This is a genomic window from Rothia sp. HMSC066H02 (assembly GCF_001814995.1).
In the GTDB taxonomy this organism is placed as follows: domain Bacteria; phylum Actinomycetota; class Actinomycetes; order Actinomycetales; family Micrococcaceae; genus Rothia; species Rothia mucilaginosa.
The window spans coordinates 383,576-406,168 of the sequence record NZ_KV818667.1; the positions used below are offsets into that span (position 1 = coordinate 383,576).

The following is a 22,593-nucleotide window of genomic DNA, read 5'->3' on the forward strand; positions in this document are numbered from 1 at the left end:
CGTGCTTGCTGAGCGGCTCGTTGCGGTTGCCGCACTTGGGTGAGTGCACGCAGGAGGGGCAGCCGTTTTCGCATCCGCAGCTTTCGATTGCTTCGAGGGTGGCGCTCAGCCACTGCGTAACCGCGTTGAAGCCGCGCTCGCTAATGCCCGCGCCGCCGGGGGCGGCGTCGTAGACGAAAATGGTTGGCCTGCCGGTATCCACGTGAAGCAGCGTGGAGAGCCCGCCCAAGTCCCAGCGGTCGCTGGTGGCGATGAGCGGCAGCAGTCCGATGGCGGCGTGCTCGGCGGCGTGCAGGGTGCCGGGGCCGTCCTCTTCGGTCACGCCCGCGCCGAACAGGTAGCTGGGCTCGAAGGTGAACCAGACCGCCTCGGTCATGAGCACTTCCGGCGGCATGGGTTGTGCCTCTTCGCCCAGGTATTCGCCGCCGTAGACGGAGAATCGCCGGTACCCGGTGACCTGGTCGGTGACCTGAACCTGCCCGCGGTGCATGGTGAGCGGGGCAAGCTGCTGCGCGTCGGTTTCGGGGATAGAGATTCCGGGAACAGGCTCGCCAGGAGCAGACTCGGCGGGAATATGTTCGCCGGAAACTGCTTCCCCAACAGCGTTTTGCGCACCGTAACTAACCCGCGCACGCTCCGCCAGAATACGCACCTCGGTGCTCTCAACGGCGCGCGTGTAGTAGTCCGGGTAGACGCGGCTGAGCAGAATCACGCGCTCGCCCTCGCTGAGGGACTCGACCACGTACTGCGCGCTCTGATGAATATAGATTGCGCCCGGGTGCCCCTGGCTCATGGCGTGCGCGGCGTCCATGGTGCCAACCAGGGTGCCGTCTTCGGCGTCGATGAGCTGGTAGGGGCCGCCACCGGTACCGCGGATATCGACCAGGTCGGCGGCTGATTCGGCGTGCGTCCAGTACCAGCCGTCCGGGCGGCGACGCAGGTACCCCTGCTGCACCAGTCGATCCAGCAGTGCGGCGGTATGCGGCCCGAAGAGGCTCAGCTCTTCGGTGCGGATGGGTGCCTCCTGCGCGGCGGCGCACAGCTGCGGTGAGAGCACATACGGGTTCGTCGGGTCGAATACGGTTGCCTCAACCTCCTGCCCGAAAATCGCCTCCGGGTGGTGCACCAGGTAGGTGTCGAGTGGGTTGTCGTCGGCAATGAGCACGGCGAGCGCGTCCTGACCGCTTCGACCTGCGCGGCCCACGCGCTGCATGAAGGAGGCGCGGGTACCCGGCCAGCCCGCCACGAGTACGGCGTCCAGTCCGGAGATGTCGATGCCCAGCTCCAGCGCGGAGGTGCTCGCCAAGCCGAGCAGTTCGCCGTTGCGGAGTTTGCGTTCGAGTTCGCGGCGCTCTTCGGGGGTGTACCCGGCGCGGTATGCGGCGACGCGGTGGGAGAGGCCCTCCTCCACCTCGTCGAGGTAGCGTTGGGTCTTCTGCGAGAGGATTTCTACGCTGCGGCGCGAACCGGCGAAAACCAGGGAGCGGGTGCGGGAAAGCACCAGGTCGGTGAGCATTTGCGCGCCCTGCTCCACGGGGGAGACGCGGCGCGGCGCCTCCTGCTCAGCCTTCGACTGGACTGCCTGCTGCTGGGTGCTGCGGGCGCCCTTAGTGAGCTGATCGTGCGCCTTGGGCGGCATGAATTCGGGCTCCCAGAGCGCGACGGTGGTTTCACCGCGCGCGGAAGTGGACTCGGTAATGGCGGTGACCGCCTGCTGCGGCACGCCAATGAGCTTGGAGAAAGACTCGACCGGGTTGGAACTGGTCGCGGAGGCACCGTAGAACACGGGCACGGTGCGGTAGAGCGCGCAGACGCGGCGCAGGCGGCGCAGCAGGTTGGCGATATGCGCACCGAAAACGCCGCGGTAGCTGTGTGCTTCGTCGAGCACCACGTAGCGCAGCCCGCGCAGGAAGGATGCCCACTGCCGGTGGTTGCTCAGGATTGAGTAGTTGAGCATGTCCGGGGTGGTGAGGATAAAGTTGGCGTGTTCGCGGATCCAGCGGCGTTCGCCGGTGGGGGTGTCGCCGTCGTAGCTTGCCGCGTGGAGCCCCGGCAGGTTGTAGGAGGTGAGGGCGGTGAGCTGGTCGGCGGAGAGTGCCTTCGCCGGTGAAATGTAGAGAACGTTCGCTCTATTATTAAGGTTTTCAGCCCCGGAATACGCGGAAGTTGAGCTCACCAGATCACCGCACGATGCACGATAAATCGCATCCAGGGTAGGCATCAGATAGCTCAGGGTCTTGCCCGAGGCGGTACCCGTCGCCACAATCACGTGCCCGCCGCTGCCGGTGCTCTTTACGTCTTCGGCGTGCGCGGGAGTCGGTGCTTCAACCCGCTCAGCCTCAATCCGCCCCGCCTGCCAGCCGTAGCGTGCCGCACTCGCCGCCAGCGCCGCATCAAGACCCGCATGGGCGGCGTCTGCCGCCTGCACCTGGTGGGCGTAGGGCTCGGCAATACCGAGCGATTCGAAGGCCTCCACCACACGCGGATGCAACCACTGCGGCCACGGCGCGTAGCTCGCCTCTCTGGCGGCAATGGTGTGAATATGGGTCACCTGCTCGGGCAGGCTTCCGGTGCGTTCCGCCTCCGGCAACAGGGATGCCAGCACCTGCTGTGCGCTCGCGGGCAGCTCGCGGTAGCGTAGCGTTTTTGGGTGCGCTGCAGACTGTCCCTGCGGCTGTTCGGGCTGGTGTGTGGACTGCTGTTCGGGGTGCTGGTTGGCGTTCTGCGAAGGGGTGCTGTGCGGCATGGGTTCCATTGTAGAGCGGCGGGCTACAACACCCCGACCTGCCGCCGGTCATGTGCCGTCCTGAATCTGTGCCCCGTGCCTGTCTGAACCCCGCCTCGGCACCGCTTTTGTGCTGCCGACCCCGTAGTCAGCGCGCACATATCAAAAAATCTGCATGCTTTAGGCGTATATGACGATAAAATAGTTTCGTGGCTCAAAATAAGATTATTCTGTATTACCAGTTCGCCCCCATCGCCGATCCGCAGGCGGTCATGCTCTGGCAGCGTGCCCTCTGCGAGAAGCTCGGCCTGCGCGGGCGCATCCTCATTTCCAAGCACGGCATTAACGGCACCCTCGGCGGCGAAATCAACGCGGTCAAGGCGTACACCAAGGAAACCCGCAAGTACCCCGGCTTCAAGAACATGGAGTTCAAGTGGTCCGAGGGTGGCGCGGAGGACTTCCCCCGTCTGTCCGTGAAGGCACGCGACGAGATTGTGGCTTTCGGTGCTCCCGACGAGCTACAGGTGGACGAGAACGGCGTCGTTGGCGGCGGCGTGCACCTGAAGCCTGAAGAGGTTAACAAGCTTGTTGAAGAGCGCGGCGACGAAGTGGTCTTCTTCGACGGCCGTAACGCATTCGAGGCGAAGATTGGCAAGTTCAAGAACGCTATCGTTCCCGACGTGCGCACCACCCACGACTTCATTCGCGAGATTGAGTCCGGCAAGTACGATCACATTAAGGACAAGCCGGTCGTCACCTACTGCACCGGTGGTATTCGCTGCGAGATTCTCTCCGCGCTCATGAAGAACCGCGGCTTCAAGGAGATCTACCAGATCGACGGCGGCATCGTGCGCTACGGCGAGAAGTACGGCGATAAGGAACTCTGGGAAGGCTCGCTCTACGTCTTTGACAAGCGCATGCACATGGAGTTCACCCCGGACACCGTCACCATCGGCAAGTGCGAACAGTGCGGCGCCCCCTCGAACAAGTTCGAGAACTGCTCTAACGAGAACTGCCGTGAGCTGGTTCTGCTCTGCCCCGAGTGCGCAGCTGATGACGCGAAGCGTCATTGCGTGCCCGAGTGCTCGGTGGACCGCGAAGCAGCTGAGGCGAACGCCTAATGGCAGCCGCTAAGGGCGGCGCGGTTCAGATCTCTGAACCTCGCATTGAGGAGCACCCGGCGATGGTCGTTGCCGGCGTTTCGCAGGTGTTCCCCCTGGATGGCGACTTCTCCTCGCTGTGGGATGAGCTGAATCAGAAGGCGTCCCCGGCGATGCTGGATGTTCTGAACGTGACCCAGTATCTGGGTGTGTGCACTCAGCCGAACCCGAAGGGTCAGGTCCGCTACACGGCGGGCTTCCTGGTGTCGGAGCCGGCGAGCGCGGCGAAGCTTGGTCTGGGTGTGCTGGAGTTGCCTGCGAGCATCTACGCGGTGGTTGAGGTGACTGGCCCGATTTCGGAGTCTATTCCGGCTGGCTTTGCGAGCTTTGAGGAGGCGTTCTTCGCGAAGAATCCGCAGTATCGCCCGGTGGGTGGCCTTGAGGTGTACGGTCGCGGCGATATGCAGGCGGCTGATTACCGTATGGAGCTGTGGGTTCCGCTGGTGAAGCGTTCCTAGGGCAGCTTGTTTCTGTAGTTTTAGTTGCAGTTTTAGCTGTTGAATAGAAGGGTCCGGTGGTGCGATGCGTTCGTACCGCCGGGCTTTTCTGTGCCCTTTTCGGCTATATTTTGCGCCAGCATTTTGTGGCGGTATGTGTGCGCTGGGTGGGTGGGGCGTGCGGGCGGTGTGTGCGGCGAAAGTGGGGGGAGTGGTGCTCTGTGTGATACCCCGAAACAAAATACTTGACATGTAAAGTATCTGGGTTTAGATTTAAACCACCAGCCCGGCACTACACAAGCCCGAGCGCAACTCGCTAAGGAAAAACCATGAGAACCCCCACCACCCCCACCAACCCCGGCACTCCGCAATTCGATCCGCAGCTCGACGAATCCATCCGCATCAGCCACCTCGAACCCATGCGCGGCGACGAGAAGAAGCTCGGCTTCCTCTCCTTCGGCCACTGGGCTGAGGTTCCCGGTTCCCGCGTACCGAACGCTGCAGAATCTCTACACCAGGCAATCGACCTTGCCGTAGGTGCCGAAGACATCGGACTGGACGGCGCGTTCTTCCGCGTGCACCACTTCGACCAGCAGCAGGCGACCCCCTACCCGCTACTCTCCGCAATCGCCGCCAAGACCGAACGCATCGAGCTCGGCACCGGCGTGATTGACATGCGCTACGAAAACCCGCTCTACATGGCAGAACTTGCCGCCATGGCAGACCTCATTGCGGCGGGCCGACTGCAGCTCGGTGTCTCCCGAGGCTCGCCCGAATCCGTTATCCGCGGCTTTGAGAGCTTCGGCTACTACCCGGCAGAGGGTGAAAACGAGGGCGACATGGCGCGCCGCCACCTCGACATTTTCCTCAAGGCAATTGAGGGTGAGGGCATGGCGCCCAGCGCTCGCGTGGCGGGCAAGTATGCCCCTGTTCAGCCGCAGTCGCCGGGTCTGCGTGAGCGCATCTGGTGGGGCGCGGGCACTGATAGCACCGCCGTGTGGACCGCGCAGAAGGGCCTGAACCTCATGTCTTCAACCCTGATGCTGGAAGATAAGGGCATTCCGTTCGATCAGCAGCAGGCGCAGCAGATTCGCCTCTTCCGCTCCGAGTGGGTGAAGGCGGGCAATTCGGGTGTTCCGCGTGTTTCGGTGTCCCGCTCGGTGCTGCCCGTTATCGACGAAACCTCGGCACGCTACTTCGGTCGCCGCGCCGCGGAGGACTCGCAGGATTACACCGGCATTATTGACAACAGCTTCTCCCGCTTTGGTCGCAGCTACATTGGCGATCCGGCGGATATTGCCGAAGAGCTCGCCCGTGATGAGGCGGTCCAGGCGGCGGACACCGTGCTGCTGACTATCCCGAACCAGCTGGGTGTGGACTTCAATCTGAAGATGCTTGAGGCAATCGTGAAGGAGATCAAGCCCGCGCTGACCACCAAGTAAAGGTCCTGGGGTAAAGACCCCGTAGCACCTTCTGTGCCAGCTGGGTTTCGCGCCAGCGTGCCGCCGTCGCTTCCGTGATGGGCGGTGGTCGCTGATGAGCGCGAACTCTGCCGCCTCCTGAGGGCAAGGGCGCGGAGCACGTGCGGCAGCCAGCACAAGTGGACAATTGGTCAGTTATCACTGTATAGTCATCGTATGCTGACTATTGCTTCACACCTCGACGTCATGAACCGGCTCGGCCGCGCCATGGCCGACCCGACACGTTCCCGGATTCTGATGACCCTCCTCGGCGGCCCGAGCTATCCAGCCGTGCTCTCGCGCGAGCTGGAGCTGACCCGCTCGAACGTGTCCAACCACCTGACCTGCCTGCGCGATTGTGGAATCGTCGTCGCCGAGCCCGAGGGCCGCCAGACGCGCTACGAGATCGCCGACCCGCACCTCGCCGCGGCGCTGACGTCCCTGATCGACGTCACGCTCGCGGTGGACGAGGCCGCGCCGTGCATCGACCCGGCATGCTCGGCGTCGGGCTGCTGTGGAACGGCGGCGGGAGCATGAGCGAGACCCTGACCACCGCGCGCCGCGCGATGCTGCACCGGCGCGTCCGCTTCATCATCGGCTTCACGATCACGTACAACGTAATCGAGGCAATCGTCGCAGTCTGGGCAGGCGTCCTCGCCTCGTCCGCGGCGCTCATTGGCTTCGGGCTCGACTCGGTTGTCGAGGTACTCTCGGCCGCGGCCGTCACCTGGCAGTTCACCCGCAAGGACCCTGAGCGGTGGGAAACGGTCACCGTCAAGGCCATCGGCATCGCGTTCTTCGCGCTGGCGGCCTACGTCTCGACCGACGCGGTGCTGGCCCTGGTCGGCCAGGAGGGCCCCGACCACAGCCCGCTGGGTCTCGGTATCACCGCGCTGAGCCTGGTCGTCATGCCTCTGCTGGCGTGGATTGAGGTCCGCACCGGGCGGGAGCTGGGCTCCAAGAGCGTGATGGCCGACGCCAAGCAGCTCATCCTGTGCATCTACCTCTCCGGTGCAGTGTTCATCGGCCTCGTCCTCGACAGCCTGTTCGGCTGGTGGTGGGCTGACTCGGTCGCGGCGCTGGTCGTGGCGGTGCTCGCGGTGCGCGAAGGCCTGGAGGCCTGGCGCGGCGACGTCGAGTCGCCGTTCGAAGTGCTAGAGGACCTCGAAGACGACTGACCCGTCACCCGACGATGAAGAGCCAGTGCTGCAACCCAGACATGCGCTACGAAAACCCGCTCTACATGGCTGAACTTGCCGCCATGGCCGATCTCATTGCGGCGGGTCGACTGCAGCTGGGTGTGGACTTCAACCTGAAGATGCTTGACGCAATCGTGAAGGAAATTAAGCCCGCCCCGACCACCAAGTGAAGGTCCTGGGGTAAAGACCCTGAGGTAAAGACCCCGTGCCATGCTGTTTCCAGCGCTCTGTAATGCGCTGAGATGAGCTTGAGCCATACATACAGCGATGCCCCGGCAGGCACCCGCAAGGGTTCCGCCGGGGCATTACTATGCTCACGTTCTTAGAAATCCTTCTGTCTAAAAGTCTTTCGTCTTTTCCCAGGGCTCAATAGCGCCCGGAACCGCCTCAAACAGCGGATGTGCACACGCCGCCAGCTCGCCGCGTGCCGCCAGGCGCTCGTTCAACCGGTGCTCCCACTCGGGGTCGCGCCCAGCCACCTTGTGCCGCAGAAAGGCGAGCTCGTACTCCAACTGACCCAAAGGAACGGGAATACGCGCGACCGAAGCGTACGGGTCTTCCGCCTTGTCGGCACCGTTTTTACCTGCGCTATTTTCGCCCGCATCATCTTCGCCCGCGCCAATCAGTGCGCGGTTGAACGAGTAGCCGCGGGCATCCGCCTCATCCGCCAGCCCGGACAGGTAGGCGGCAACCGCCTCCAGCGGCTGCGGATGCGCGCGAAAACGAATCAGCTGCGGATGATTCGTGTACCCGCGAGTCAGACCCCGCAGCACCTTCTGCGCCAGCAGAGTTTCACGCCAGCAGGCGACCAGGGCGCGCCGATCGAGCAGACAGGGGTGAAGGGACCAAATGCGCACGCCTAGCCCTACGCTTCTGCAGTGTTTTCGCCAGCCGATTCTGCGCCCGCGTGCTCGTCGCTAAAGTGCAGGAAGCTCTTGAGGACCAGCTCACGCACCGCATGCAGCAGGGTGTCGCGCGGATGCTGCTCCTGCGTACCGCGTGCCGCGGCGGCCGCCCCGTCGTATTCGGGCCAGGACAGCAGCATGGCAAGAGCCGCCACAATCTGACCCACGGCAAGCTCGCCATCGCTCGCCGACGCAAAACCAGCCGTCTCGGTGGAGAGCAGCTGGGTGCGGCACAGACCCGAACCAGCACGCAACAAAATGACGCTGGGATGCTCGGCGCCGGGGCGGCCGTGGCGCTCCTCGGTGACATCCTCGGCGACCTCCAGATGCGCGGCAAGCAACGCCTCATCGTCCATGGCGGCGAGGCGGTCGTAGCGGCGCACGGACTCGGTGAGGGCGCGGGCGATGGGCTGCTGAATCGGGTAGGTGATCTCCTCGAAACGCTGCAGGGGCTCGGTCACGCCTGCCGCGGTCGCCTCGGTCGGGCGGCGCAGCCAAATCATGCCGAAACCAATAGAATGAACGTTCCGGGAAGCGAAGTCGTTCAGGTACGCCACGTAGGTCTGTTCGTAGTGGCTGCGGTCGCGGTTCTCGCTCGCGTCCTTCAACCAGGTCTCCGCGTAGGAGGCGGGGGTCAGCGCCTCACGCTGAATAAACCACGCCTCCGCGCCGCCGTCGGCAACCCAGGCGCGCGGGCGCTCATCCCACGGACGCGGTGCTTCCGGATCCGCCGAATCGCGAATAATTTCCCAGTTGCCCAGCATCTGCGCGCGGCCACCGGGCACCAGCACCGACGGCAGCTGACGCACCATCGTGCTCACAATTTCGTCACCGGGCAGGCCGCCGTCGCGGTAGGTGAACTGCTCCTCGGCGCTCTCACCGGCAACGCGCGGGGTAATCACGAACGGCGGGTTCGAAACCACCAGGTCGAAAAGCTCACCGGCGACCGGCTCCAGCAGGGAACCCTCACGCAGGCTCACGCGCGCCTGCGGGTTCTGCGGATCAATATTGAGTGCCTGCGCGTTCAGCAGCAGGTTAAAACGGGTGAACGCCAGGGCACGCTCCGAAATATCGGTGGCGGTCACGTGCTCAGCGTGGGCAAGCAGGTGGAAGGTCTGAATACCGCAGCCGGTACCCACATCCAGGGCACGCTTGACGGGGGTGCGCTCGGTAATCTGCGCCAGAGTCAGGGAAGCGTGACCAATGCCGAGCACGTGATCCTTACGCAGCACGCCGGGGCGCTGATGCGCACCCAGGTCGGCGGCAACAAAGATTTCGGTGCCGTCATCGGCGGCGTGCGGGCGCAAATCAACGCTCGCGGACCAGCGGGTAGAATCCGCCGAATCGCACTCAATCAGCGCGGCATTCTCAAAATCAACCAGGGTATTGCCGAAAACCTCGGCTGCCTCCGCCTCAGTGAGCGGGCGAGCCAGCAGGAAAAACGCCAGCAGACGCGCCAGGTTCTTCTCACCCACACTGTAACCGCCGCGCAGAATGTGCTCCACACGCCACAGGCCCGGAACCACCTGGTCGCGAGCCATCGCCTCAGCCGCCTCAACACCGAGCAGCTCCTGCACAGCGTCATAACTGTAGTTCAATGCCAACAGGCGTTCACGGATGCGGGTCAGGCGGGCGTAATCATCGCTGCGGGGAGCATCCGCAACGGCGGCGTACTCGGGAGCGAAAGAGGCGGCAGAAATAGTCATGCACACCATTCTACGCATCCGCCGCATCTGCCCGGGCGCGCCCACCGCGTATAGGCGGCAGTGCAATGACACAGCCCCGACCCACCCACTGACCAAAACCGTCATCTGCGCAAGAGCGCCCACCCCATCGCATACACTGAAACCATGAGTAACCTGTACCCCGATGAAAGTATCAGCGTCGACAAGTGCTGGGAGCGTCTGCACGCAAACACTCTCGGCCGCCTCATCCTCACTGACGGACAGCACGTTGATGTGCTGCCCGTGCTCTACGCCGTCGCCAGCCAAGACGACAAGCAGGAAATCTACATCCGCACCACCCGCGGCAACAAGTTCTCCTCCGTGGTGGTCAGCCGCCGCGTCGCCTTCGAAATCGACGAAACCCTCGAAGACGGCATCCGCTCCGTCATCGTGGTCGGTATCGCCCACTGGCTGCCGCCGGAAATGACCCCGCAGATTGTGCGCACCTTCGACCTGCCCGATTCCGAAACCCACGAAATGCAGTGGGTGCGCATTGCGCCGCAGACCGTGTACGGCCGCGAATACCCGCTGCTGCCCGCATACCTGGATGGCACCCACCCCGACTCTGACACCCTCACCAGCTAGAAACGCAGGTGAGCGGGTGCGGTGCGCCCCAGCGCTATACCCTGCATGAGTTCCGCACACACACCACCGTGCACACACCACCGCTCCGGTACCGTATGATGTACCGAGTACCCTGCGCACTTATGCAAGCTCAACACGCCCGGTCCTCATCAACCAGAACCGGGCCAGCTCGCCCGGTGCCGGGCCACCGCGCGCTCGCCGCATGAAACGCACAGAGCGCACCACATCAACCCAACATAAACTACACCCCCACCGATCACCTCACCCCACGTACACCACACCCCGCCGGCGCCCACAAGCGCCAGCGTAGGTTATGGTTGAATACGTAGCTTTTCAACACACAGATAGAGGAGTGCCGTGCCCGCTCAGGCAAAGACCGGAAAAGCCCTGCTGATTGTGGAGTCTCCCTCCAAGGTCAAAACCATTAGCAGCTACCTCGGCGAGGACTACCTTGTCGACTCGTCCATGGGCCATATCCGCGACCTTCCGCAGCCCTCCGAACTGCCCGAAAACCTCAAAAAGAGCCCCGTCGGCAAGTTCGCTGTCAACGTTGAAGAGAACTTCGAACCCTACTACGTGGTCAACCCCGACAAAAAGAAAAAGGTCGCCGAACTCAAGCGCAAGCTCAAAGAAGTAGACGCGCTCTACCTGGCAACCGATGGTGACCGCGAAGGTGAAGCCATCGCATGGCACCTGAAGGAAGTCCTCAAGCCCAAGGTACCCGTCTACCGCATGACCTTCCCCGAAATCACCCGGGAAGCCATTCAGCGTGCCTTCGGCGAACTGCGCGACATCGACCTGCACCTGGTCGACGCGCAGGAAACCCGCCGTATCCTCGACCGCATCTACGGTTACGAAATTTCCCCCGTACTCTGGCGCAAGGTCGGCCGCGGCCTCTCCGCAGGTCGCGTGCAGTCCGTCGCAACCCGCCTCGTGGTTGAGCGCGAACGCGAACGCATGGCATTCGTCGCCGCCAACTACTGGGACCTGACCGGACGCTTCCTGACCGCAGCCTCCGAAGGCTTCGACGCCAAGCTGGTCGCCGTAGACGGCAACCGCATCGCCACCGGCAAGGACTTCGCTGACAACGGCACCCTCAACACCTCCAAGGTCACCCACCTGAACGAGGAAGCCGCCCGCGCGCTCGCTGCAGCCCTGCAGTCCGCCGCGTTCTCCGTACGCTCCGTTGAGACCAAGCCGTACAAGCGCCGCCCCGCAGCGCCGTTCACCACCTCCACCCTGCAGCAGGAAGCCGCACGTAAGCTACGTTTCTCCTCCCGCGTGACCATGCAGGTGGCGCAGCGCCTCTACGAAAACGGTTACATCACCTACATGCGTACCGACTCGGTGGCGCTGAGCGAGCAGGCGATCTCCGCCGCACGCCGCCAGGCATCCGAGCTGTACGGCGCAGAGTTCGTGCCCTCCGCACCGCGCGTGTACACCTCCAAGAGCAAGAACGCGCAGGAAGCCCACGAAGCAATCCGCCCCGCGGGTGACACCTTCCGCACCCCGGACGCTGTGCGTGGCTCCCTGTCCAACGACGAGTTCCGCCTCTACGAGCTGATCTGGAAGCGTACCGTCGCCTCCCAGATGGCTGACGCGACCGGTTCCACCGCCTCCGTGCGCCTGGGCGCCGTGGCATCTAACGGCCAGGACGCCGAGTTTGCTGCATCCGGTACCGTCATCACCTTCCGCGGCTTCCTCGCCGCCTACGAGGAGGGCGTTGACGCATCCCGCGTGGCTGAGCGTGAGGCGAAGGACGCTGAGAAGCGCCTGCCGAACCTGACCACCGGCGAGGCACTGACCGCCGAGGCGATTGAACCCGCCGGCCACGAGACCCTGCCGCCTCCGCGCTACACCGAGGCATCCCTCGTGAAGACCCTGGACGAGCTGGGCATTGGCCGCCCGTCCACCTACGCGGCAGTTATTTCGACCATCATGGACCGCGGATACGTGAACGTTCGTTCTGGTTCACTGATCCCGTCCTGGATTGCGTTCTCCGTGGTGCGCCTGCTCGAATCCAGCTTCGGCCCCTACGTGAACTACGAGTTCACCGCGCAGATGGAAGAAGACCTCGACCGCATCGCACGCGGCGAAGAATCCCGCGTCGAATGGCTGGGCGAGTTCTACTTCGGCGGCGGCTCCAAGCGCGGTCTGAAGCCCATCGTGGACAACCTCGGCGAGATTGACGCCCGCAGCATCAACTCCATCCCGATCGCGGACGGTATTGTGCTGCGCGTGGGCAAGTTCGGCCCCTACCTGGAAGCCGAAGGCACCCTCGACACCGAGACCGGCGAACTGACCGAACCGATCCGCGCGAACGTACCCGCCGACCTGGCACCGGACGAACTGACCGAAGAGAAGGCACGCGAACTGCTCGAACAGGGCAAGTCCGACGGTCGCGTGCTCGGCGTTGACCCGGTCTCCGGCAACCAGATCGTGGCACGCGACGGCCGCTACGGACCCTACGTCACCGAAGTCATCGAAGAGATGACCGAGGAGCAGATCCAGGCGTACCTGGACGCGCAGCCGACCGAATACTACAAGAACGGCAAGCCCAAGCCGAAGAAGAAGCCCAAGCCCGCCAAGCCGCGTACCGCGTCCCTGTTCAAGTCCATGGACCTGGCGACCGTGACCCTGGAGCAGGCACTGCAGCTGATGAGCCTGCCGCGCGTGCTTGGTACCGACGCTGAGGGCGTGGAGATTACCGTGCAGAACGGCCGCTTTGGCCCGTACCTGAAGAAGGGCACGGACTCCCGCTCGATTGGCAGCGAAGACGAGATCTTCACGATTACGCTGGAGCAGGCGCTGGAGATTTACTCCCAGCCGAAGCAGCGCGGTCGTGCGGCGGCTAAGCCTCCGCTGGCTGAACTGGGCGTGGACCCGGTCAGCGAGAAGAAGATCGTGGTGAAGGATGGACGCTTTGGCCCGTACATCACCGACGGTATTACGAACATTACGGTTCCGCGTGCGGAGTCGGTCGAGTCGCTGACCCACGAGCGTGCGGTGCAGCTGCTTGCTGACAAGCGCGCGAAGGGCCCGGTCAAGCGTAAGACCGCCGCGAAGAAGACCACTACCGCTAAGAAGACGACTACCCGCAAGACTGCGGCGAAGTCTACTACCGCGAAGAAGACGACCACTCGTAAGACCGCGGCGAAGAAGACCGCCGAGTAATCTGCCGCGTTGTCAGCCGAGTAGCGTTTCTACTTGAAGGCGTAGGATGCGTCCCGAACCCCTTAGTGGGGTGGGGCGCCTCCTGCGCCTTTTGCGTGCCCGGGCTTTTGCGTGCCCGGCGCGTTCGGAGGTTCGGCACGATTTTTGTGCCCGCGCTGTGTGTCTTAGGCTTGCGCTGTGCTGATGTTGGGCATCCGTCCGGATTGTTTGCGGAGTGAGCCGCGCCTCTGACAGACTGGAAGAGGCGCCGCACCTGCGGTACCGCACACAGACAATATCCCGCCGCGGGGCGGGGGAGGGGAGCGCATCGTGCGCCTGGGAGTTCTGGATGTCGGGTCGAATACGGTCCACCTGCTACTGATCGACGGCAGCCCTGGAGCGCGCCCCGAACCGTACGCGTCCCATAAGATTCCGCTACAGCTCGTGCAGTACCTCGACGCCGAGGGCAATATCTCACAGGAGGGCGCGGACGCGCTGACCCGCTTCGTGACCAGCGCCCGCGACTTCGCTATCGAGAATGAGGCGGAGGACCTGCTGGCGTTCTCCACGAGCGCTATCCGCGAGGCGGGTAATGGCGCGGCGGTGCTGCAGCAGGTGCGTGAGCAGACCGGCGTGAGCCTGAACGGTATTTCGGGCGACCAGGAGGCGGCGATTACGTACTTTGCGGTGCGCCGCTGGCAGGGCTGGGGTGCGGGCCGCATCCTTGATTTTGATATTGGTGGCGGCTCGTTTGAGTTTTCGACGGGTACGAATGCGTTGCCGGATGCGGCGATGAGTGTGCCGCTGGGCGCGGGCCGTCTGACGCGTGAGTTTTTTGATGAGCAGCCGCCGAAGCCGAAACAGGTGAAGCGTCTGCGTAAGTATGTGCGTGAGCAGATCGCCCCGGTGGCGGAGAATTTGCTGCGTTATGGTGCGCCGGATATGACGGTGGGTACGTCGAAGACGTTCCGTTCGTTGGCGCGTATTTGTGGTGCGGCGCCGTATTCGGCGGGCCCGCATGTGAAGCGTGAGATGCATTTGCAGGATTTGCGATTGTGGACTCGTCGTATGGAGGCGATGACGGTGTCTGAGCGTGCTGACCTGCCGGGTGTTTCGAAGGCTCGTGCGGAGCAGATGCTGGCGGGCGCTATCGCTGCGGAGGCGGCGATGGAGGCGTTTGGGGTTGAGACGATGCGCGTGTGCCCGTGGGCGCTGCGTGAGGGCCTGATCTTGAAGCGTATTGAGCACCTGGCGGAGGGTACGGGTACTCCGGTCAACCCGAAGACCCTCCTGGGCGAGTAGACCATGATGATGAACCCCGCAGGCTGGTGCGTAATGGGCACCCGCCTGCGGGGTCACCGCATTTCTTTTGTATATAACCCGCCGACAAAGATGTAGGAAAGGAACAATCACCGATGAAAATCCAAGACATTATTGACGAGGTCAATGAAGCCTGGGGTGAAGAGCACGAAGAAAAACGAAAAAAGATATTTTGGGATAACCTTGTCCGTATCCCATGTGGGGAATTTTTTCTGTGGACTTTAGTTTATTTATCACCATTAATTATTCTACTTCCTGCTTTATTTATTTCGCCTGAAAAAACTGACAATCTTCCACTGCCTCTGGCTCAATTTTGGATTAATATACCATATTATTTGCTGGATATAAGGGCTGGAATTATTGTTTCACTTGCCAGTATTCTATTGAGCTTATATGTGAGTGTGGGTAAATTTGCTGATGGGGTAGAAGGAGTTAGTGGTGATGCGCGCCGAGCCACGTATAGAAAGTTTGCACGCATTGTTGGTGAAATTGTCTTTGTGGTGTTTGTAATTAATTTTTGGTATGGGCTTATTGCTGGGTATCTTCAAGGTACGTCTCTTGTCCCTCAAATATTTGGATCCTGGAGTGTTGGTCCAGGGTGGGGCAAACTCATTGTTTCCGAGCATATCAATCTTGCTCGCTATCAAGAAATTCCTTTATGGGTTCTGTTATTTTTTGCCTGGTTTACCATGGTCTCTTCTCGAATGCTTACTTATAGCGAAAAAGATATATTGGTTAGAAGCTCAATTTATCTTGATAGGTTAAAGAATGCGAATGGAAGCGGAAGCATGTCATATTCTAAAGAATACGACATAGCGAAATATGAGTTCGAAGAAGAATTTTTTGGAAAACAAACGGGGAAGAATGTTCTAGCTCTCCCCGGTGGATCTCTTCGGGGTAGGGAAGGTACCTACTCTGGAATGTTCTACTCCGGTGCAAGATATGTGGGATTTGGTGTTAATGTAAGTATGAAGTCTTATATTTTGCATTGGCAATTCCTGAAGATTTCTATTTTATGGGCTGCAGTGAGCGCGCTGGCGATAATTACTATGGGGATTAATGGTTTTATTTCTGTAGTCATCGGAAGTGTTTTTTATGGTATGTATTTATTTATGGTTATCCAGTCTAGTGTTAATCTTGACTCGGATATATATAAATTAAATGTTATGCGGTTGGATAAGGGGTATCGCAGGGTTCTTGAATATGTTTCGTTCTATTGGAAAAACTGGATCAATAGGGTTGCTGCTTATATATCTAGTGGTATTATATTTATATTTCTGTTGACTGAATATCAGGGCGAGATGGCTGATATATTTGAAATTCTTGGCCTTTCGAATGATGAGGCATCTGTACTTTTTATTATAGTTTTTTTGGTGGTTTCCGTAGGATTGACAGTTGTTATTGTTTATGTTGTGGAAAAGTTTGTCTATCTGTCAATGAGGCGGATTATAGGAGAGTACTCTACTGTTGCTCTGGAGAAAAATATAAAATATTCTGAATTTTCGGAAGAGGATAGGGGGAAAATCGACTTTTTGATGGTTGCTTATATCTATTGTTTAATGCTTGGAGTGAATAAATACTATATGGATTATAAAGCTGAAGTGGGGCATGCTGACCTATCGCCGAACCAATCTGAATTGATTAGAAGTAGGTATTCCAGACCGACTATCTATAAGACATTTAAAAGCTCCAGTCACAAGTAGTTTGTCCAAAGATAAACGTTGAGAAGTCACATTGAGAAGTCACATGTGTTTCGAACAGCCACATCATAAGTGGCTTCTCGAAACATATGTGGCTTTTCGCTATGAGGGAGCTGTACCCCCCGCAGAATTTGTGCCATGGTTTAGCTTTTTCGGTAATGGGTTAGTGACTTCGGGCTGGGGTTTTAACCATTACCAAAGACGCTAAGTCATGACTGAAATTGCTAAGTCATTACCAAATTTCCGCCCCGCACCGAGCAACCCAAACGAAACAGAGCGGCCCCGGACACACACACGCATCCGGGACTGTCTCCTTCGCTTTTTTGACGAATTCTCTATTGCTATTTTGATATAATCATAGGAGATGTAATTAATAGCCAGAAGGACTGGGCAATATTGATATATTGCAGAATTTTTTCATATTAAAATTTAGTGACGTAACAAGAGAAGTGACTCTATGAGAGGCTATTGGAGGTATCGATGACTTTTCTAAACTATAACAAAGATGAAAAGTTGGAATTTAACTATAAGAGGGCATGCGGTCTGTGGCTAATTGTGGTAGCGGCAGTTATAGCAATAGCCACCATGACCGGAGGAAAACAAATAATAAATATGCAAGTATTCAGCATTGGCTACGTTATTAGCTTTTTCTCGATCAACATGAACAAGAAGGTGCTGAATAGACTAGCCGATGGCCCTTCGAGCGAATTTCAAAAGAAAGTATCTTCACGTGCCGTTATTCTATTGTTTGTCTTGATGGTTTTGCTGGGCGGCCCATTCTTTGCAACTGAAAATTGGAGACTGATTTGGCTGGGAGCGCTGATGGCAACCGCGCTGCATTTCTTCCCATACTATTTTGTGCATGGAAAGTCAATGATATATCTGGGTCTTATCTGTGCCATCAACGTGTTTGCAGGATATATTTTTACCAACATTCCGTTAGAAGTAATCGCATATATCGACGCGGCGATTAAGATCATCTTCGGAGTCTATCTGCTATTCCTTTCAAAGCCGTCAAAGCAAATTTAAGGCAGTTCTTCGGCACAACAAATCAGGGCGGCCCCGGACGCACACGCATCCGGGGCCGCCCCTATTTCTGAAAGCTACTTCTTAGAACCGAACGCCCGCGTCCACGCCCAGCGGGTCAGCACCGCCGTACCCACCGCAACCGCCATCGGCAACCACGCACTCGCACCCTGACCCGTAAAACCAATCAACAACGTCAACGCAGATAGCGGCGCATTCATCGAAATACCCAAAAACGCCGCCGTACCCGTCAACGCCGCCGCATACAACACCATCGACGCACCACCCGGCACCCCGCCCAAACCCGGGAACGCCCACAGCACCAGCGCCGCCACACAAAACGCAGCTGCCGCACCCAACGCCAAACCCGGCGTCAACGTACCGCCATAAGAACCGAAACGCAGACTCAACACCACCACGGCAGCCTTCGCAACAGCCAACGCCAACACGTACCCCACCGCTGCCGCGGTCAAACCGCCCGCCGCCGCATCCAACGACACATTAAACGTGTGCTGAGTCAGCAGACGACCATTACCCAAAATCTCCGGAAGCCACAACGAAACCACCGCGACCAGCGCAAACGCCACAGGAATACGCCACAGAAGAGAACGATCCTTCGCCTTCAACTTCTCCGCACGCTGCGACAACGCCCTAAAACCCAACGCCAACGGAGTCAACACCACACCCGTCAGCGCCGCCACAGTCAGCGTCGTCGCATCCAACGGAAGCTGCGGCACCGGGTACGTCGGCTCATTGACAATCACCAGATTCGCCATGACCGTCGCCGTCCACACCGTCACCGCACCCACATACAGCGACCGCAAGCTCAAACCAACAGCCATCGCCTCCACAAGGTACACCAGGCCACCAATCGGCACCTGATACACCGCCGCCAAACCAGACGCCGCACCCGCTGCCACCAGCAGACTGCGCTCACGAACACCCAACAGCGGGGCACCATCAGCGCCCACAAAACCAAGACGCTCCAGCAGATTCGAGGTACGGCCAGCCGCCAAAGCACCCAGCTCACGAGGCGCGACCTCCTTACCCACAGGAGAGCCCGCACCCACCGCAACAATCTGAACCAGCGAATGCGAAATCTGCCGCCACAGCGACGGGGTGCGGTCCTCCTCTGTAGCACCGGCAATCTGCGACTTCACGCCGACCACACGACGCCCACCAGACTGCAGGTAGTACCAGACCAACGCCACAAACGGGCCCAGCGCCGCCAAAACCAGGGCACGACGTGCCGGATCAGCACCGTCAGTCACCATCGGGTGATGCCCCTCAGCCTGACCGAAAGTTAGCTCCTGCATAAAGTCCAGAACATAATGCAAGGCAATCGCACCCAAGCCGCTGAACACGCCCGTGACCAGTGCGGCAAGGGTCAGCCCCAGCAGGAGGCGAAACGAAAAAGAACGGAAACCCGCAGGATTCTGCGGGCTATTCGGGGAAGAACTCGAGGAAGAACCGGTATGAGAAGACATAGAAAAAAGGGGTTTGCGTGTTGCGTGCTGTGTGGTTTGAAGGCTTCATGCCCGGCACAAACTGCCGTGGGTGGAGCTGTTTTCATTCTACGCCCGCAGAATTACGCCCTCCCCGGCATGCCAGAACGTGAGAAGCGGAGCCCCGCGCATTGGGTCGTGGAGCATGAGGTGAAGCCGCCGCCCAGAAAACGCGGAAGAAACACGAGCCAGGTCACATGCCCGTAGCCGCACCCGCTATGCTGGAAGGGTACGCCTCCACGCGCCCGCCGCGCACCGAACAGTAGCCCCCGGAACACACCGGCGGCACGCCTGCCGGCACCCGGCGCAGGCACCCCATTAGGAAGGATCAACGATGACCGCAACTATCGCTTTTCTCGGCACCGGCTCCATGAACGGCTCCATCGCCGCAGGTCTGCTCGCTGCAGGCCACGACCCCGCCCACATCCGCGCTACCGTGCGTAGCGAAGAATCTCGCGCCGCCCTCGCCCAGCGCCTCGGCGACAAGGTAGAAATCATCACCACCGGCGGCGAAGCTGACGGCAACCATAGGGCAACCGCCCACGCAGACGTCGTGCTGCTCGGCGTGAAGCCCTACGGCATCGTTGAGCTTGCCCGCGACATTGCACCCGCCCTCGCGCCGAACGCTGTTGTGGTGTCAGTTGCTGCTGGCGTGACCCTCGAAACCCTCGCCGAGTGCCTTCCCGCAGGTCAGCCCATTGTTCGCTGCATGCCGAACACCCCCTCCTCCGTGGGCAAGGGCGTGCTCGCCATCTCCACCACCGACACCGTGAAGGACGAGCAGAAGAAGCTTGTCGAAGAGGTCCTGGGCACCGTCGGCCTGGTCGTTGAGGTCCGCGAAGACCAGATGGATGCGGTCACCGCCGTCTCCGGTTCCGGCCCGGCATACGCGTTCCTGCTTGCGGAGGCGATGGCAGCCGCCGGCGAGAAGCTCGGTCTGGACGCAGACACTGCCCTCAAGCTGGCCAGCGCAACCGTTGCCGGCGCGGGCTTCCTGCTCGACACCAACCCGGATGCGCCCGCCCTGCGCCGCGCCGTGACCAGCCCGAACGGCACCACCGAGCGTGCACTGAACACCTTCGTGGACGGTGGCCTCTTCCAGCTGACCGAGGACGCGATGCGCGCCTGTGCGGCACGTTCGGCGGAAATGAGCCAGCTGTACACTGCTGACGAGGACTAATCAGCGGGAACTAACCAGTGGAGACTAATACCGTCCGGTAGCATCCCCCTGACTAGGTGAAACTATAGAAAAACAGCCTCCTCCCGGCAGAACGGGAAGAGGCTGTTTTTCTATGTCTATTTGCTTTTCTATGTCTAATCACGGGCTCCTCAAACGCAGGTTCCTCAAAACCAGCAGAGCTGGGGAAGATAACCGCCGCAGCGAGGAAAAACGCGCTTAGGGTCGAGCCGCGAAGCGCTCGATCAAATCCACCTGACCGGACACAATCAGAATGTCACGCGAGTGAATGCGGGTGGTGGCGTCCGCGTAGGTGAAGTCCTCACCGGGCGACTTAATACCGACCACGGACACACCGTACTTGGAGCGGATATCCGACTCGGCGAGGGTAAAGCCGTGGGTTTCCTTCGGCGGGCGCATCTTCGCAATCGCGAAGTCGTCATCAAACTCAATGTAATCCAGCAGACGACCCGAGACCAGGTGCGCGGCGCGGCGGCCGGCGTCCGCCTCCGGGTAGACCACGTGGTGCGCGCCAATACGCTCCAGAATCTTGCCGTGCGCGGGGGTAATAGCCTTTGCCCAAATACGCTCCACACCAATGTCCACGAGGTTCGCGGTAATCAGCACGGACGCCTCCACGGAGGTACCCACACCCACCACGGCGGAACCGAAATCGTCCGCACCCAACTGGTGCAGGGTGTCGATATCGGTCGCATCGGCGGAGACCACGTGCGTCAGCACGCCGGACCACTTCTGCACCAGCTCGGGGTCCTTCTCAATAGCAAGGACCTCCTTGTTCTGCAGGCGCAGCTGGGCCGCCACCGCGGAGCCGAAGCGTCCCAGACCAATCACGAGGACGGGGGCGTTATGTGCACTAGCCAATGGTGGGCCTTTCTTCGGGGAACTTGTAGAGGCGGCGGCGTGAACGCAGCGCCAGGCCGGTCGCGGCGGTCGTGGTGCCCACACGGCCAATGAGCATCAGGCCGCTGAGCACGTAGATACCCGCCGGCGGCAGGCTGGAGGAGAGACCATTCGAGAGGCCGCAGGTAGCGAAGGCGGAGATGACCTCGAAAATGACTTCCTTGAGATCCGCACCGCTAATAATCAGAATCGACGCGGCGCCGACACCTACCACGGTAGCACCCATAACAATCACGGAGATAGCAATACGCAGGGAGGACTCGGGGATGGTGCGGTTGAACGCGACAACCTTCTGATCGCCTCGCGCCTCAGCAAGGATAGACAGGGCAATCACGGCGATGGTCGTGACCTTCACGCCACCCGCGGTCGAGCCGGAGCCACCGCCAATGAACATGAGCATGTCCGTCAGGAGCGTGGAGACGGGGGTAATGCTGCTCATGTCGACCAGATTGAAGCCGCCCGAACGCATCATTACAGAAGCAAAAATGGCGTTCAGAACCTTGTCGCCTGCGGAGTAGTCGCCGATGGTGGCGGGGTTGTTCCACTCGAAGAGACCCCAGAAGAACGCGCCAAAAGCAAAGAAAAACAGGGTCGTCACGGTGGTCAGCTTCGCGGTGAGCGACCAGTGGCGGGGGCGGAAAGGATGATGCTGAATCGCAATGAAAACAGGGAAACCGAGCGAGCCCAAGAACACGGCAATGCAGATGGGCACGAGCAGGAAAAGGTCATGACCGTAAGGCACGATGCCGTCGGAATGTGGAGTAAAGCCAGCATTATTGAAGGCTGAGATGGAATAGAAAATGCTGTGCCAGATCGCCTGGAACGGGTCTTCGCCGAGGGTCAGGAAACGAGGAATCAGCACAAGCGCAATGATTGCCTCGATGGAGAATGAAGCATAGGAGACGCTCTTGATGATGCCACCGACCTCGCCAAGACGGCTGATGTTCAGGTCTTCCTGTGCGATGAGTTTGGTGCGCAGACCCATCTTACGGCCGATAGCCAGCGCCAGCAGGGAGGTAATGGTCAGAGTACCCAAACCACCGACCTGACAAGCCACAAGAATCATTGCCTGACCGAAGGTGGACCACTGCTCGGCGGTGGAGACGGTAGTCAGGCCGGTCACGGTCACCGCGCTGGTAGAGGTAAAAAATGCGTGGTGGAAAGGCGCGGGCTGCCCATCATTGGAGGAGATGGGCAGTAGCAAGGTGAGCGTAAAGAAGATGATGACCAACAGAAACGCAGTGATTGCGGTGCGAGAAGGCGAGGCAAGAACGGTCACGTCAATAAAGTCACGGAACCGTTCGAGGGTCTGCAGATTGAACCCCATGGGGGCGCGCTTACGCTGAACCTCGGAGGTTTCGCTCACGTGGTCGCGTAGGGCGAGCAGACGATCGAGGTCAATACCGGGCACGCTCGTGAGGATGCTAAGGTTTTCGGCTTCGAGGCGGTCGCGGCGACTACGGCGGACTTGTTGCTTTTGGGGTTCGGAGGTGGCACCGCTGAGGGTGTCCCAGCGGCGGTTGAGCTGGCCCTGGGGGTGGTGGTGTCGGCGCCGGGTGCGGCGGATGATGCGTCCCATGCGCCTCCTTCAGCTGG

The 22,593-nt window shown here is 60.3% G+C and carries 17 protein-coding genes and 1 pseudogene; 12 read left to right on the top strand and 6 right to left on the bottom strand.

All coding sequences use genetic code 11. From position 1 onward, the window contains the following. On the bottom strand, positions 1-2,755 hold a 2,755-nt coding region (locus tag HMPREF2999_RS01630), incomplete at its 3' end, for a DEAD/DEAH box helicase (RefSeq protein WP_070697695.1). A gap of 179 nt (positions 2,756-2,934) precedes the next feature. Here HMPREF2999_RS01630 and HMPREF2999_RS01635 point away from each other — a divergent pair. From HMPREF2999_RS01635 to HMPREF2999_RS09665, 6 genes and pseudogenes are all read left to right on the top strand, one after another. Continuing rightward, positions 2,935-3,846: an oxygen-dependent tRNA uridine(34) hydroxylase TrhO gene (locus HMPREF2999_RS01635; protein WP_049338579.1), complete on the top strand. Its 912-nt coding sequence runs from the start codon at positions 2,935-2,937 to the stop codon at positions 3,844-3,846. After that, positions 3,846-4,343 (top strand): GyrI-like domain-containing protein, encoded by a 498-nt coding sequence (locus tag HMPREF2999_RS01640; protein ID WP_070674772.1) that lies wholly within the window; start codon positions 3,846-3,848, stop codon positions 4,341-4,343. Before HMPREF2999_RS01635 ends, HMPREF2999_RS01640 begins: the two co-directional genes overlap by 1 nt. 308 nt (positions 4,344-4,651) lie before the next feature. Then, positions 4,652-5,764, top strand: coding sequence for an LLM class flavin-dependent oxidoreductase (locus HMPREF2999_RS01645; protein ID WP_070674775.1), 1,113 nt, complete (start codon positions 4,652-4,654; stop codon positions 5,762-5,764). A gap of 195 nt (positions 5,765-5,959) precedes the next feature. Further along, positions 5,960-6,319 carry a Cd(II)/Pb(II)-sensing metalloregulatory transcriptional regulator CmtR gene (locus HMPREF2999_RS01650; protein ID WP_070674778.1) on the top strand — a complete coding sequence of 120 codons (360 nt, stop codon included), beginning with the start codon at positions 5,960-5,962 and terminating at the stop codon, positions 6,317-6,319. Further along, positions 6,316-6,960 carry a cation diffusion facilitator family transporter gene (locus HMPREF2999_RS01655; protein WP_070674781.1) on the top strand — a complete coding sequence of 215 codons (645 nt, stop codon included), beginning with the start codon at positions 6,316-6,318 and terminating at the stop codon, positions 6,958-6,960. Before HMPREF2999_RS01650 ends, HMPREF2999_RS01655 begins: the two co-directional genes overlap by 4 nt. A gap of 38 nt (positions 6,961-6,998) precedes the next feature. Then, a pseudogene (locus tag HMPREF2999_RS09665) lies at positions 6,999-7,085 on the top strand (luciferase); the annotation flags it as partial. 234 nt (positions 7,086-7,319) lie between these two features. On the opposite strand, the gene HMPREF2999_RS01665 reads toward HMPREF2999_RS09665, so the two are convergent. Continuing rightward, the gene (locus HMPREF2999_RS01665; protein ID WP_070674787.1) at positions 7,320-7,838 is read right to left on the bottom strand and encodes a pyrimidine dimer DNA glycosylase/endonuclease V; all 519 of its coding nucleotides are present in this window, start codon (positions 7,836-7,838) and stop codon (positions 7,320-7,322) included. A gap of 8 nt (positions 7,839-7,846) precedes the next feature. Continuing rightward, positions 7,847-9,592, bottom strand: a complete 1,746-nt coding sequence (locus HMPREF2999_RS01670) for a DUF7059 domain-containing protein (protein ID WP_246823056.1) — start codon at positions 9,590-9,592, stop codon at positions 7,847-7,849. 144 nt (positions 9,593-9,736) lie between these two features. On the opposite strand from HMPREF2999_RS01670, the gene HMPREF2999_RS01675 reads away from it, so the two are divergent. The 5 genes from HMPREF2999_RS01675 to HMPREF2999_RS09570 all read left to right on the top strand — a co-directional run bounded on the left by HMPREF2999_RS01675 (position 9,737) and on the right by HMPREF2999_RS09570 (position 17,397). Continuing rightward, a complete protein-coding gene (locus tag HMPREF2999_RS01675; RefSeq protein WP_044145909.1) occupies positions 9,737-10,195 on the top strand; it encodes a pyridoxamine 5'-phosphate oxidase family protein in 459 nt (152 codons plus the stop codon). Between the two features lie 357 nt (positions 10,196-10,552). Then, complete coding sequence (gene topA / locus HMPREF2999_RS01680; RefSeq protein ID WP_070674793.1) at positions 10,553-13,369, top strand: type I DNA topoisomerase; 2,817 nt, start codon at positions 10,553-10,555, stop codon at positions 13,367-13,369. Positions 13,370-13,678: 309 nt separating this feature from the next. Then, on the top strand, positions 13,679-14,650 hold the full coding sequence (locus HMPREF2999_RS01685; RefSeq protein ID WP_070674796.1) for a Ppx/GppA phosphatase family protein: 972 nt from the start codon (positions 13,679-13,681) through the stop codon (positions 14,648-14,650). Positions 14,651-14,763: 113 nt separating this feature from the next. After that, on the top strand, positions 14,764-16,371 hold the full coding sequence (locus HMPREF2999_RS01690) for a hypothetical protein (RefSeq protein WP_070674799.1): 1,608 nt from the start codon (positions 14,764-14,766) through the stop codon (positions 16,369-16,371). A gap of 477 nt (positions 16,372-16,848) precedes the next feature. Continuing rightward, complete coding sequence (locus HMPREF2999_RS09570) at positions 16,849-17,397, top strand: DUF6609 family protein (protein ID WP_070674802.1); 549 nt, start codon at positions 16,849-16,851, stop codon at positions 17,395-17,397. Between the two features lie 74 nt (positions 17,398-17,471). Here HMPREF2999_RS09570 and HMPREF2999_RS01700 read toward each other — a convergent pair whose 3' ends face one another. Continuing rightward, positions 17,472-18,881 carry a chloride channel protein gene (locus tag HMPREF2999_RS01700; protein ID WP_070674805.1) on the bottom strand — a complete coding sequence of 470 codons (1,410 nt, stop codon included), beginning with the start codon at positions 18,879-18,881 and terminating at the stop codon, positions 17,472-17,474. Positions 18,882-19,233: 352 nt separating this feature from the next. Here HMPREF2999_RS01700 and proC point away from each other — a divergent pair, with 352 nt between their 5' ends. Beyond that, on the top strand, positions 19,234-20,079 hold the full coding sequence (proC, locus tag HMPREF2999_RS01705; RefSeq protein WP_070593778.1) for a pyrroline-5-carboxylate reductase: 846 nt from the start codon (positions 19,234-19,236) through the stop codon (positions 20,077-20,079). A 216-nt stretch (positions 20,080-20,295) separates the two neighbouring features. Here the strand turns inward: proC and HMPREF2999_RS01710 are convergent, their stop codons facing one another. Together HMPREF2999_RS01710 and HMPREF2999_RS01715 are read right to left on the bottom strand one after the other, a co-directional pair. Beyond that, positions 20,296-20,958, bottom strand: a complete 663-nt coding sequence (locus tag HMPREF2999_RS01710; RefSeq protein ID WP_005504725.1) for a potassium channel family protein — start codon at positions 20,956-20,958, stop codon at positions 20,296-20,298. Next, positions 20,951-22,576, bottom strand: a complete 1,626-nt coding sequence (locus HMPREF2999_RS01715) for a TrkH family potassium uptake protein (RefSeq protein WP_070674808.1) — start codon at positions 22,574-22,576, stop codon at positions 20,951-20,953. The genes HMPREF2999_RS01710 and HMPREF2999_RS01715 overlap by 8 nt, the downstream gene beginning before the upstream one ends. Between the last annotated feature and the right edge of the window lie 17 nt (positions 22,577-22,593).

Excerpts from the sequence above, each read along its gene's own strand:
- HMPREF2999_RS01640 (WP_070674772.1), top strand. The coding sequence starts at position 3,846 with ATGGCAGCCGCTAAGGGCGGCGCGGTTCAGATCTCTGAACCTCGCATT.
- HMPREF2999_RS01645 (WP_070674775.1), top strand. The coding sequence starts at position 4,652 with ATGAGAACCCCCACCACCCCCACCAACCCCGGCACTCCGCAATTCGAT.
- HMPREF2999_RS01650 (WP_070674778.1), top strand. The coding sequence starts at position 5,960 with ATGCTGACTATTGCTTCACACCTCGACGTCATGAACCGGCTCGGCCGC.
- HMPREF2999_RS01655 (WP_070674781.1), top strand. The coding sequence starts at position 6,316 with ATGAGCGAGACCCTGACCACCGCGCGCCGCGCGATGCTGCACCGGCGC.
- HMPREF2999_RS01670 (WP_246823056.1), bottom strand. The coding sequence starts at position 9,592 with ATGACTATTTCTGCCGCCTCTTTCGCTCCCGAGTACGCCGCCGTTGCG.
- HMPREF2999_RS01675 (WP_044145909.1), top strand. The coding sequence starts at position 9,737 with ATGAGTAACCTGTACCCCGATGAAAGTATCAGCGTCGACAAGTGCTGG.
- HMPREF2999_RS01690 (WP_070674799.1), top strand. The coding sequence starts at position 14,764 with ATGAAAATCCAAGACATTATTGACGAGGTCAATGAAGCCTGGGGTGAA.
- HMPREF2999_RS09570 (WP_070674802.1), top strand. The coding sequence starts at position 16,849 with ATGACTTTTCTAAACTATAACAAAGATGAAAAGTTGGAATTTAACTAT.
- HMPREF2999_RS01700 (WP_070674805.1), bottom strand. The coding sequence starts at position 18,881 with ATGTCTTCTCATACCGGTTCTTCCTCGAGTTCTTCCCCGAATAGCCCG.
- proC (WP_070593778.1), top strand. The coding sequence starts at position 19,234 with ATGACCGCAACTATCGCTTTTCTCGGCACCGGCTCCATGAACGGCTCC.
- HMPREF2999_RS01715 (WP_070674808.1), bottom strand. The coding sequence starts at position 22,576 with ATGGGACGCATCATCCGCCGCACCCGGCGCCGACACCACCACCCCCAG.